Raw genomic sequence first — 12,896 nt, 5'->3', positions numbered from 1 at the left:
ATTATGTTTATTGATACACATTGTCATTTTGATTTTCCCATTTTTACCGCAGATATCGCTGATTCTATTGAAAAAATACAGCAAGCAAAAATTGATGCGCTCCTTGTGCCCGCTGTCTCTGCGAATCATTTTCATACAGTATTACACCTTGCCGAACAATATAATGAAGTTTATGCAGCGCTTGGTTTACATCCCATTTATCAACACACAGAATCAGATTTAGAAAAATTATCCGATATTATTAATAAAAACCCCAAAAAATTAGTAGCAATGGGCGAAATTGGTCTGGATAAATACAATCTTGCCGTTGATTGGCAACAACAACTATTTTATTTTCGTGCACAGCTTACCTTGGCTAAAAAATATGATTTACCCGTATTAATTCATTCACGTAAAACGCATGACATTATGTACCACGAACTTCATCAAGCAAATTTACCGTGTCGGGGGGTAATACATGGATTTTCGGGCAGTTATCAACAAGCGATGCAATTTGTAAAACTTGGTTATTATATTGGTGTCGGAGGAGTGATAAGTTACGCGCGCGCTAATAAAACTCGCCAAACCATCGCCCAACTGCCTTTAGAAAGTCTTGTACTTGAAACGGACGCCCCCGATATGCCATTAAGTGGTCGACAAGGTCAAATTAATCGTCCAGAATATATCATTGAAATATTTAATATTTTAAGCCAATTACGCAAAGAACCCCAACCAGAAATACTTCGTACAATCTTATCTAATACCTTAACACTATTTAGTCGAATCAATCATTTGAAGCATTAATTATAAATAACTTTATAATTATATGTGGATTATCACCGCCAAACATTAGCGATACAAGGCAGTTTTTTTTGACTGGTTAAAATCGATTTTTAAATCCTGCGATTGTGTCTCTAACCCGCTTATTTACGCTATGAATATTAATATGCGTAATCGTCATCTATTTCTTGCCAATTATTGATAAGATAAACCGATCAAATCCAAACCGATAAGTATCACCAATTCACTGTAAAGAAAACTTAAATTAATTATGCTTTCTGGTTTATTTCATCGACGACAAAGTCGTTTCGAGGTAATATGAGATAAATTGTCTTCTATCATCTTATTGATAGCCTTAAAACTATCATCGCAACAATAATAGGTAATCACTATAATGAGCAATGATATTCAATTATCCCCTATGGTATATCGAATGTTGCCTTGGATTGCGGCAGTCGCATTTTTAATGCAATCACTCGATACATCAATTTTAAATACGGCACTCCCCTCGATTGCTAAAGATCTTCATGAATCCCCCTTAAATATGCAATCTGCGGTAATCTGTTATGCATTAACTTTAGCATTGTTTATTCCAATTAGTGGTTTATTATCCGATCGCTTTGGAACTAAAAATGTTTTTGTGACTGCCGTGTTTCTTTTTACAGCGGGATCGCTGTCTTGTGCCCTATCAAACACCCTTATTTTTATGGATATTTCAAGGGTTATACAAGGTATTGGCGGTTCAATGATGGTACCCGTTTCCAGATTAGTCTTAATCAAATCTTATCGGCGTAATGAATTTTTATCAGCGCTAAATACCTCATCCATTTTAGGGTTGGTAGGCCCTGTAATTGGCCCTGTTCTTGGCGGATATTTAGCCGAAATGATCAGTTGGCATTGGGTATTTTTAATTAATATCCCTGTTGGTATTGCCGGGATCATTATTGCTTGGAAATATATGCCAAACCTTAAAGGTGAACGCATCTATTTTGATTTTTGGGGCTTTGTCATTATTGCCATAACATTTATTAGTGCCACGTTAAGTTTGGAACTGTTAAGTGAGGGACAAAGTAGTTATATTTCTCTATTTCTGGCAATAATAAGTTTAATCTTTCTGTTTGGTTATCGATTCTACGCTCAAAAAGCAACTACCCCTCTATTTCCATTATCCTTATTTAGTATTCGCACTTTTAAAATCGGTATTATCGGTAATTTGATTAGTCGATTAGGTATTTCAGGGGTTCCTTTTTTAATTCCATTACTATTACAAGTTGGCTTTGGTTATTCAGCAATTGAAGCAGGAATGATATTAATTCCTATGGCGTTAGCTTCAATGGCAATTAAATCATTTATTCCTACAATTTTAGCTAAATTAGGGTATCGAAACGTCTTGATTGGTAATACTATATTGGCTGGGACGTTCATTTTATTAATGTCACAATTAAGTTTATCCACTCCGATCATCCTGATGTGTCTATTACTTTTTTGCATTGGTTGTACCAATTCATTACAATTTACGGCAATGAACAGTATCACTTTAGCTGATTTACAAGGTGAAACAACCAGTAGTGGAAATAGTTTAATGGCGGTAAACCAACAACTTGCTATTAGCTTCGGTATCGCCTTAGGTGCTGTGCTTGTTAGGTTAGTCGGTGAGGAAACCGCTACCATTAAGTCTTTCCAAATTACTTTTATGATATTAGGAATTATCACAATACTTTCTAGCATTGTGTTTGCAGCTTTAAAAAAACAAGATGGGCAAAACTTAACTGCTCATCATCAAGAAACAAGGAGATAACAATATGTTTCAATACCAAATCATTCCGGTTACTGCTTTTCAGGAAAATTGTAGCATTATTTGGTGTGATGAAACAAAGGATGCAGCCTTTATCGATCCCGGTGGTGAACCCGAATTGCTCAAAAAAGCCGTGGAAAAACTGGGCGTGAATATTAAACAAATCCTATTAACGCATGGACATTTGGACCACGTTGGCGCGGCTGTAGAATTAGCAAAACATTATGATGTAAAAATCATCGGATCAAATCAAGAAGATGAATTTTTATTTAGTGGATTACCTCAGCAATGTATTCAATTTGGTTTTCCTTATATTGAACCCTTTTTACCGGATCATTGGTTAAAAGAAGGGGATAAAATCAAAGTCGGCAATATTTCACTCGATGTACTTTATTGCCCAGGCCATACACCCGGTCATGTCGTTTTTATTAATCATCCTGATAAAATCGCTTTTGTTGGTGATGTGTTATTTAACGGTAGTATAGGAAGAACGGATTTTCCGAGAGGCAATCATGCCGATTTGATTTCTTCAATTAAACATAAGCTATTACCACTTGGTGATGATTTCGTTTTTGTTCCTGGACATGGCCCTATGTCTAGTTTTGGTCACGAGCGTATTAATAATCCTTTCTTAGTTTAATCAAAATATTACTGTTGTTATCACATTCATTTTTCATAGAGTGTGATAACCCTCTCAAAAGTAAACCTTTCCATAAAAAATCAGTTTACATAATAAAACTTTGCGTTATTATTAGCAAAATATTTACTTATCAAAGCAAGGTATAATTATTATGAAACATCAAGTTACCCCGTATTATCCAACCTTTATTACAACACTATTTAAGCTATCCTCTTGGCAACGAAAACTCTTTGTAACAACAAGTGCGGCATTATTATTAGGACTAGCCGCTAACATTAGCATTCCAACTTATCCTGTTCCTTTTACTTTACAATCGTTAGCTATACTCCTTATTGGTGCTTTTTTAGGACGTAAATTAGGTGCATTAGCAATAATTCAATATCTTTTTTTAGGTGCAATAGGATTACCATTGTTTGCCAACGGAAGTAGTGGCATGATAGCTTTTCTTTCCCCTTCTGCCGGTTATCTATATGGGGCGGTATTTAGTGCTTATTTAGCCGGCTTTGCCGCTGAAAAAGGTTATGATCGCCATTTTATTTTAGGATTAATCGCATTCGCTTGTGCACATTTATTAATCTTTGTGTTTGGCGTTCTTTATTTAGCTGGTTATTTACATATTAGCCTCATTGAAGCAATAAAACTCGGATATCTCCCTTTTGCTGGATTTGATGCACTTAAGTTTATCATAGCAACTTCAGTCATGTTCCTTTTATGGCGTTACCGTGCTAAAAATCACTGATTTAAAAAAAGGCGATATTATTTTTCAATGTCTGAACGAGGTTAATGCCTTTAATGATGCAGTCACCTGTTCAGGCGCAACACGTAACTTGGATGAGTTAACCAATAATATCAATCATGTAGGATTATATATTGGAAATAATATCGTTATTGAAGCAACGCCAAAATACGGGGTCATTGACCAAACGCTGACGCATTTTATCGATGCAGCGCAATTTAATATCATTGGTCGAATTGATAATTTAGGGTTGATTGAAAATGCCATTAAGCGAGCTAAAACATGTATTGGTCTACCTTACAACCATAGCTTTCGTCCAAATACAGCTGGACTCTATTGCAGTGAACTCATTACCTACGCTTTTCGAAACGAACACAATGAAAGTTATTTTGCTTTATACCCGATGAATTTTAGAGATTTAACGACTCATCAAGTTTTACCATATTGGATCGAATATTATCATTCGCTAAAAGAGAAGATCCCAGAACAACAGCTTGGATCTCACCCTCAACAACTCTTAAGGCAAACGGAATTATTCAAGATAATCCTAACACTTGAATAAAATAAAGGGAGGTTATTAAAACGAAAAAGCATTTAATACAATTTAACTATTGACATAACGCCATTAAATCTATAATATGCGCGCTACATTTCGGTTCCTCCATAGTTCAGTCGGTAGAACGGCGGACTGTTAATCCGTATGTCACAGGTTCAAGTCCTGTTGGAGGAGCCAACTTACCGAATTGTTAAAACCTGCTCATAGCAGGTTTTTTTTATTTCCAACAAATTACACTCCTTTTCAAATTTTAATATTGTGTTTAATGCAAAATGGTTAATAATATTTTAAAAATATAGTTACCCATAATACTTTTGATAACACTTTAAATGTTCAAAATTTATCTATAATGTTATTGTTAAATTAATAAGTAAGGAAATTTTTACTCATGCATATCCATTTTATTCTTCATGAAGAGTTTGAAGCACCAGGCGCTTATGAACAATGGGCTAAGTTACATCTTCATACGGTTACTTATTCAAGAGTTTATCTGGGTGAGCCACTTCCTGAAAGGATAGATAATATTGATTTTCTTATTATTATGGGCGGTCCACAATCCCCTGCTACAACTAAACGAGAGTGTGCACATTTTGATTCATTAGCAGAACAAACCTTCATTTTATCAGCAATTAAAGCGAATAAAATCGTTATTGGCGTTTGCCTTGGCTCCCAATTAATTGGCGAAGCACTAGGTGCACATTTTGAGCATAGTCCTGAAAAAGAGATCGGTAAATTCCCCATTACCTTAACGGAAATAGGCAAAAAAAATCCGCTTTTTTCTCATTTTGGCGATACGCTAGCAGTAGGTCACTGGCACAATGATATGCCTGGTTTAACGCAAAATGCGCAAATTATTGCTTATAGTGAAGGCTGTCCTCGGCAAATTATTGCTTATGGCAAATTGGTTTATGGTTTCCAATGTCATATGGAGTTAACACATGAGGTAGTTGAAAAGTTGATTGCCCACTCGCAAAATGACCTTAGTCAAGCGGCTAAATATCGTTTTGTTGATACAGAAGAAAAATTACGCCTACATGATTATAGTAAAATGAATTATAAACTCTTTGTTTTTTTGGATAAGCTTAGTCAATACTATCTGTCTGCTTCCACAAATTAAATTATATTATCGTTCATGGTTGGTTGTTCGAAATTATGCTAAATATTAAAAGTAGACAACCCCGAAAAACGAAGTAAATTGAGGTTAAAATTAGGTAAAGAGTATTTTATCTTAAAACGTAAAATTAATTGGTGGAAAATCGTAGGTCTTTTAGTATTGTCGATAGTCATAATCATTCATGTTGCTACTCTCATAAAAAACATCAATCGGTTTTATTAAGACAGTTAAAAGATGTTGATATATATTTTCAATATAACAAAATGACCAATCTGCGCATAGTAATTGAAAAACTCAATGTTTCTATCATAAAACTTAATCCACTCTTTTCAATTTGGCATAAGGTTGGGAAAGATATTGGCAGGAGGTTTTGTCAATTAGGCAATTTGATTTATTGATTATTCGATCGTTAAATAGTTCTGAACTATTCAAACAATAGATTGTGAGATAAGCAATTTGACCGTATACTCTGTAAAATATAGCAATAACGAATATCTAATTTTTGAAAGGAGTATCTTCATGGCTTACACTCTTGCACCTCTACCTTATGCTTATGACGCGTTAGAACCGTATATTGACTCGGAAACGATGCATCTTCATCATGACAAACATCACCAAACTTACGTCAATAATGCAAATGCGCTTTTAGAGACTTTACCGGCAGAACTTAAAGAATTATGTCCTGAAACTTTACTTAAAAATTTAGATAAAGTGCCAGCTGATAAACTAACAGGTATCAAAAACAATGTGGGTGGTCACGTTAATCACACCCTATTTTGGGAATTACTTAAAGTTGGTACCGAGCTTAAAGGTGAACTTAAAGCAGCTATTGAAAAAGATTTCGGTTCTGTAGATGCATTCAAAGAAAAATTCTCAGCAGCCGCTGCAACCCGTTTTGGTTCTGGTTGGGCGTGGTTAGTGTTACAAAATGGTAAACTTGAAGTAGTTTCAACTGCAAATCAAGATTCTCCTGTCATGGGCGAAAAATTCTCAGGTGTTTCAGGTACGCCTATTTTAGCCTTAGATGTTTGGGAACATGCATATTACTTAAAATACCAAAATCGTCGTGTTGATTATATTGGGGCATTTTGGAATGTAATTAATTGGGATAAAGTTGCTGAATTATACGCTCAAGCAAAAAAATAACTGTTTTTAGTATAGTTAATCAATTATCAATGACGCTTAATGCGTCATTTTTATTTATAGTATTATTTACCAATCATCGTATCTGCAAATTGGCAATTGCTAAATTATACTTAAATCCGCTACAATGGGCGATTAATTGAAAATCGCAAAACCGAACTAAATAATACATGTTTGAAATTAATCCGATAAAATCCAAAATAGCCGAACTTACCGAGCGCACTGATGTGATTCGGGGGTATCTTTGACTATGATTTAAAAAAAGAGCGACTTGAAGAAGTTAATGCCGAATTAGAACAATCAGAAGTCTGGGCAGATCCCGAAAAAGCACAAGCGTTAGGCAAAGAGCGGGTAACGCTTGATGAAATCATCAATACAATAGATTCTTTAACTCAAGGCCTTGACGATGTTGAAGGTTTGCTTGAACTTGCTATTGAAGCCGACGACCAAGATACGTTTAATGAAGCAAATCTAGAGCTTGAACAGTTAGAAAAAAAACTGGCTGGGCTAGAGTTTCGTCGAATGTTTTCAGGCGATTATGATAGTGCAGATTGTTATTTAGATATTCAGTCAGGTTCTGGAGGTACTGAAGCACAAGATTGGGCTGAAATGTTACTGCGAATGTATTTACGCTGGGCAGAATCTAAAGGCTTTACAACAGAAGTCATGGAAGTATCTGATGGCGATGTTGCAGGAATAAAATCTGCAACCATCAAAGTATCAGGCGACTATGCTTACGGTTGGTTACGTACCGAAACGGGCGTCCACCGTTTAGTACGAAAAAGTCCTTTTGATTCGGGTAATCGCCGTCATACATCATTTGCTTCTGTTTTTGTCTATCCAGAAATTGATGATAATATTGATATCGATATCAATCCTGCCGATCTTCGTATTGATGTCTATCGGGCATCAGGTGCTGGTGGACAGCATGTCAATAAAACCGAATCTGCTGTTCGAATTACACATATACCAACGGGAATTGTTACCCAGTGTCAAAATAATCGTTCTCAGCATAGTAATAAAGATCAAGCAATGAAACAGTTAAAAGCAAAACTGTATGAACTTGAAATGCAGAAGAAAAATGCTGAAAAGCAACAGATGGAAGAGAACAAATCGGATATCGGTTGGGGTAGTCAAATCCGTTCTTATGTGCTTGATGATTCAAGAATCAAAGATTTGCGTACCGGCGTTGAAACACGCAACACTCAGGCCGTTTTAGACGGTGATTTAGATCAATTTATTGAAGAAAGCTTAAAAGCAGGTTTATAAACCGCTTGGTGATAAATAAAAGGTAAAATTATGTCAACACAGCAAGAGCAACAAAACCATATTGAAGAGTTTAATAACGAGCTAACTATACGTCGTGAAAAACTAGCAAATATTCGCGAGCAAGGCATTGCTTTCCCAAATGACTTTCGTCGTGATGCTATTTCAAGTGATCTTCATAAATTGTATGACGATAAAACCAACGAAGAATTAATTGAGAATAAAATTACCGTCACTGTTGCCGGTCGAATGATGATGCGCCGTATAATGGGTAAAGCTTCTTTTGTCTCTTTGCAAGACGTTGCTGGGCAAATTCAACTTTATGTAACACGAGATGATCTTCCCGAAAATTTTTATAACGAGCAATTTAAAAAATGGGATTTAGGGGATATTGTCGGTGCTAAAGGTTATTTATTTAAAACTAAAACTGGCGAACTTTCTATTCACTGTGAAGAAATTCGCTTATTAACTAAAGCACTTCGTCCATTACCGGATAAATTCCATGGGCTTGCAGACCAAGAGATGCGTTATCGTCAACGCTACTTGGATCTCATCACAAATGAAGAGTCGAGAAATACATTTATCGCTCGTTCAAAAGTGGTAACTGAAATTCGCAATTTCATGCTTGAAAATCACTTTATGGAAGTTGAAACTCCGATGATGCAAGTTATTCCAGGTGGGGCGTCAGCAAAACCTTTTATTACACATCATAATGCCCTTGATTTAGATATGTACTTACGTATCGCACCAGAACTTTATTTAAAACGTCTGGTTGTTGGTGGTTTTGAACGTGTCTTTGAAATTAATCGTAACTTCCGTAATGAAGGGGTATCGCCAAGACATAATCCAGAATTTACCATGATGGAAATGTATATGGCGTATGCCGATTATAAAGATTTGATTGTGCTAACTGAAGCATTATTCCGCCGTCTGGCAATCGCTGTCACGGGTAATACCGTTGTTCAATATGGTGAACATACCTTCGATTTTGGTAAACCATTTATTAAAATGACTATGCGTGAAGCCATTTGTCATTATCGTCCAGAAACCAATAATGCTGATTTAGATGATTTTGATAAAGCATGTGCTATTGCTAATGCAGTAGGTATCAAAGTTGAAAAAGGTTGGGGACTTGGTCGAGTTGTGACTGAAATTTTTGAAGAGGTTGCTGAAGCCAATCTGATTCAACCGACATTTATTACCGAATATCCTGCTGAAGTATCACCACTGGCTCGTCGAAATGATGAAAATCCATTTGTCACAGACCGATTCGAGTTCTTTATTGGTGGGCGTGAAATTGGCAATGGCTTCTCAGAACTTAACGATGCGGAAGACCAAGCTCAACGTTTTGCTGATCAAGTGTCACAAAAAGATGCCGGTGATGATGAAGCAATGTTCTATGATGAAGATTATATTACGGCTTTAGAACATGGCTTACCGCCGACAGCTGGATTAGGCATTGGTATTGACCGAACGGTGATGTTATTTACGAATAGTCATACTATTCGTGATGTCATTTTATTCCCAACCATGCGTCCAATAAAATAAGATACTCTACTATTGAAAACTCACTTATCTCAATAAATAAGTGAGTTTTTTATTCCAATGCAAATATCTCTTATATATCTAAATAATATTTTTTAATTTAACTTACTACCACTCCGAAAATAGATACAATATTATATTTATCAATTGATTATTAAATAAGTAAGCCATTACTAACTTTGGATACCAATTAAAAATAATGTTTTTCATGCAACTAAAAATGAGAGTTCATCTTAATCAAGCGTATTTCAACAATTCACTGTTTTTTAAATTGAATCAATTTAAAAGAAAATACCCCAAAAATAATGATATTTCTTAAAACCTACAAAGATTAAATAAGTTATTGCTTACCAACCCAAATAGAAATGGATCATAATCTCAGTCATTCATCGCAATAAAATCGAGACTAAATATTAAAATAGTATAAATGTTAAAATCAGGATAGGTTTCTTATTCACTAAGAAAAACGACGAATAACATGTCATTTGTCATTAACCAGAGACTAAAAAAGTGAATGTCTACTCACTTTTTATCGATAAATGAATGACGTATTTTATGAAAATATCGCGCCCTTTCTTTAGTTTAATTTATCACGGTTAACGATTAATTCGTTAACCGTGATATTAACTGATCTTAATCAGTTTTGACTGTTTTGCTCGGATAAGATAAGATTAAATTTAATAAAATAGCTAAAATGCCACATAAACTTATCCCTTGCAATGCATAAGAACCAAAATCAAAAATCATCCCACCAATACCAAATACCAGCACTAATGAAACAATGCACATATTGCGCGAGACGGAAAGATCAACTTTATGCTTAATTAATATATTAATGCCAACGGATGCAATCGAACCAAATAAAAGCACCATAATTCCGCCCATAACAACAGTTGGGATAGTACTCAAAAATGCGCCGATTTTACCAATAAATGACATTAAAATTGCCCAAATTGCTGCCCATGTCATTACACGAGTTTTGAAATTTCGTGTTAAGGTAACTGCCCCAATTACTTCTGCATAGGTAATACAAGGCGGTCCACCAAAAAAGCCTGCAGTCGAAGTTGCTAACCCATCCCCCAAGAGTGTGCGTTGTAATCCCGGTTCACGAGTATAATCTTTGCCAGTAACAGAACTAATCGCCATGATATCACCAACGTGCTCAATCGTTGGTGCAATAACAATAGGTATCATATATAAAATAGCTTGCCAATGAAATTCAGGAAAAGTGAAATCCGGTATCTTAAACCATGGCGCATCAATAACCGGTTGAAAGTTGACAATACCCATTATCCAAGACATCACATAACCAACGACAATACCTGCAATAATTGGAACAAGTTTGAAAAATCCTTTCGCCCAAATTGCCACAATTAGCGTTGTCAATAATGAGGCCATTGAAATCATAATTAATTGATAATCCTTAACCTGAAGACCACTATCTTTACCCATTGCCATACCCACTGCGACAGGCGCAAGAGATAAACCAATGACCATAATAATAGGACCAGTTACCACTGGCGGTAAAATACGATCGATAACATGTTTACCATTTAGTTTGACTAATAAAGCAAAAAACATAAACACAAATCCTGCTGCAACCAATCCGCCCAAAGTTGCAGGAATCCCCCATTGAGCTACACCAAATGAGATCGGTGCAATAAAGGCAAATGAGGAAGCTAAAAATACCGGTACTTTGCCTTTCGTTGTGAGTTGAAACAATAGCGTTCCTATACCCGCTGTAAACAATGCGACATTAGGATTTAACCCAGTTAATAGCGGCACTAACACTAACGCACCAAAAGCAACAAAGAGCATTTGTGCACCAGTAAAAATATCTTGCCAAGCAGGTTTCTCCTGTGATGTTTTATATTTTTGTTTATTATTTATTTTATTTGACATGTTGATCATCTCCACTTCAACTTAATCTTTTAAACTCATTTTTTAAGCATAAAAAAACCGGCTAAGCCGGTTTAAAAAATGAAATTTTATTTAGTGCCGAATATTTTATCTCCAGCATCGCCAAGTCCTGGTAAAATGTAACCTTGTTCATTTAACCGTTCATCAATGGATGCAGTATAGAGTTCAACATCTGGATGTGCTTTTTCTAATGTTTTGATACCTTCAGGTGCAGCCACTAAAACTAATACTTTAATGTTTTTACACCCTGCTTGTTTTAATAAATCAATCGTCGCCACCATTGATCCACCCGTTGCTAGCATAGGGTCAACAACCAAAGCCATTCGTTCCGCAATGTCCGACGTTAATTTTTGGAAATAAGGCACTGGTTCAAGGGTCTCTTCATTACGATAAAACCCAACGACGCTAATACGAGCACTCGGCACATGCTCAAGCACACCATCCATCATACCTAAACCGGCACGCAGGATTGGTACTACAGTTATTTTTTTACCTTTGATTTGCTCAATTTGAACGGGTCCACACCAACCTTCAATGGTCACTTTTTCAGTAGGTAAGTCAGCCGTGGCTTCATAAGTTAATAAACTACCAACTTCGCTGGCAAGCGCACGAAAGTCTTTAGTACTAATATCATGTTCGCGCATTAAACCGATTTTATGACGTACAAGAGGGTGTTTAACTTCAACTATTTTCATGGAGGGCCTCAGTGTTATTTTGCTGAAAGATTTTGGTCACTTTAAATAACCACTGAGGGGTGATTTTAACATAGATAGAAGCGAGAGAAAACTCAAATTAAATTGCTAAGTTTTATAAAACCAAAAAAGATAATAATAAGTAAAAAGTATAAAATTGATGAAAAATTTGTTTTATGTAATTTTTTTGATTAGAATAACCAGCCGCCTTAGTAAGGTGGTTTTTAATTGTTAATTATTAAATTTTATAGGAAAGAAATAGGATGAATTGGTTTATCAATTGTTTTACAAAAAATTATGTTAATTTTAATGGCCGTGCTCGTCGTCAAGAGTACTGGATGTTTATTTTATTCTTAGTAATTATACAAGCTGTGAATCTTATTGTGATAGGTTTTATTTCTGAAGCTTTAAGCGCTATCTTATATCTTATCGTTGCATTTGGGAGCTTATTACCTAATCTTGCTGTAACTGCTCGTCGTTTACACGATACAAATAAATCAGGCTGGCTCATGTTGATCGCTCTTATTCCTCTTGTTGGTGGTATTATTTTAATCGTCTTTTTAGCTACAGATTCAACACCTGGTAGCAACCAATATGGCGAAAATCCTAAAGGGATTCAGTAAGTTTTTTTATTCTTTTATTCTCATCAGCGAATCTGATGAGAATATTAACACCACATGATCGTATTGACTATTTTTAGTTTAACTTCACTTCTAAATCGCTTTCAAAA

General features: G+C 35.5%; 12 protein-coding genes and 1 tRNA gene. 11 read left to right on the top strand and 2 right to left on the bottom strand.

All coding sequences use genetic code 11. From position 1 onward, the window contains the following. Nucleotides 1-3: 3 nt before the first annotated feature. The 10 genes from A9G10_RS05075 (at nucleotide 4) to lysS (ending at nucleotide 9,557) form a co-directional block, all read left to right on the top strand. Nucleotides 4-783: a TatD family hydrolase gene (locus A9G10_RS05075; protein ID WP_065558528.1), complete on the top strand. Its 780-nt coding sequence runs from the start codon at nucleotides 4-6 to the stop codon at nucleotides 781-783. 370 nt (nucleotides 784-1,153) lie between these two features. Then, nucleotides 1,154-2,557, top strand: a complete 1,404-nt coding sequence (locus A9G10_RS05070) for an MFS transporter (RefSeq protein ID WP_065558527.1) — start codon at nucleotides 1,154-1,156, stop codon at nucleotides 2,555-2,557. 4 nt (nucleotides 2,558-2,561) lie between these two features. Beyond that, entirely contained in the window at nucleotides 2,562-3,194 is a 633-nt protein-coding gene (locus A9G10_RS05065; protein WP_065558526.1) for an MBL fold metallo-hydrolase, read from the top strand. A gap of 151 nt (nucleotides 3,195-3,345) precedes the next feature. After that, nucleotides 3,346-3,933, top strand: a complete 588-nt coding sequence (locus tag A9G10_RS05060; RefSeq protein ID WP_065558525.1) for a biotin transporter BioY — start codon at nucleotides 3,346-3,348, stop codon at nucleotides 3,931-3,933. Then, the gene (locus A9G10_RS05055; protein ID WP_065558524.1) at nucleotides 3,917-4,492 is read left to right on the top strand and encodes a YiiX/YebB-like N1pC/P60 family cysteine hydrolase; all 576 of its coding nucleotides are present in this window, start codon (nucleotides 3,917-3,919) and stop codon (nucleotides 4,490-4,492) included. Before A9G10_RS05060 ends, A9G10_RS05055 begins: the two co-directional genes overlap by 17 nt. Before the next feature lie 95 nt (nucleotides 4,493-4,587). Further along, nucleotides 4,588-4,663 (top strand) — tRNA-Asn (locus tag A9G10_RS05050). Nucleotides 4,664-4,874: 211 nt separating this feature from the next. Further along, nucleotides 4,875-5,603, top strand: a complete 729-nt coding sequence (locus tag A9G10_RS05045) for a type 1 glutamine amidotransferase (RefSeq protein ID WP_065558523.1) — start codon at nucleotides 4,875-4,877, stop codon at nucleotides 5,601-5,603. A 516-nt stretch (nucleotides 5,604-6,119) separates the two neighbouring features. Continuing rightward, nucleotides 6,120-6,746 carry a Fe-Mn family superoxide dismutase gene (locus A9G10_RS05040; RefSeq protein WP_065558522.1) on the top strand — a complete coding sequence of 209 codons (627 nt, stop codon included), beginning with the start codon at nucleotides 6,120-6,122 and terminating at the stop codon, nucleotides 6,744-6,746. Nucleotides 6,747-6,913: 167 nt separating this feature from the next. Further along, nucleotides 6,914-8,012 (top strand): peptide chain release factor 2 gene (gene prfB / locus A9G10_RS05035; protein ID WP_143425957.1). Its coding sequence is split into 2 segments (ribosomal slippage): nucleotides 6,914-6,988 and nucleotides 6,990-8,012, totalling 1,098 coding nucleotides; the frame shifts between segments, so codons are not numbered across the junction. A 30-nt stretch (nucleotides 8,013-8,042) separates the two neighbouring features. After that, a complete protein-coding gene (gene lysS / locus A9G10_RS05030) occupies nucleotides 8,043-9,557 on the top strand; it encodes a lysine--tRNA ligase (protein ID WP_065558520.1) in 1,515 nt (504 codons plus the stop codon). A gap of 630 nt (nucleotides 9,558-10,187) precedes the next feature. Here the strand turns inward: lysS and A9G10_RS05025 are convergent. Then, nucleotides 10,188-11,456, bottom strand: a complete 1,269-nt coding sequence (locus A9G10_RS05025) for a uracil-xanthine permease family protein (RefSeq protein ID WP_081299062.1) — start codon at nucleotides 11,454-11,456, stop codon at nucleotides 10,188-10,190. Nucleotides 11,457-11,542: 86 nt separating this feature from the next. Beyond that, on the bottom strand, nucleotides 11,543-12,169 hold the full coding sequence (upp, locus tag A9G10_RS05020; RefSeq protein WP_065558519.1) for a uracil phosphoribosyltransferase: 627 nt from the start codon (nucleotides 12,167-12,169) through the stop codon (nucleotides 11,543-11,545). Between the two features lie 260 nt (nucleotides 12,170-12,429). On the opposite strand from upp, the gene A9G10_RS05015 reads away from it, so the two are divergent. Further along, on the top strand, nucleotides 12,430-12,789 hold the full coding sequence (locus A9G10_RS05015) for a DUF805 domain-containing protein (protein ID WP_065558518.1): 360 nt from the start codon (nucleotides 12,430-12,432) through the stop codon (nucleotides 12,787-12,789). The last annotated feature ends 107 nt before the right edge of the window (nucleotides 12,790-12,896 follow it).

Source organism: Gilliamella sp. wkB308 (assembly GCF_001690185.1).
Taxonomy (GTDB): Bacteria; Pseudomonadota; Gammaproteobacteria; order Enterobacterales; family Orbaceae; genus Gilliamella; species Gilliamella apicola_I.
This window is presented reverse-complemented; position numbering and strand designations above follow the sequence as displayed.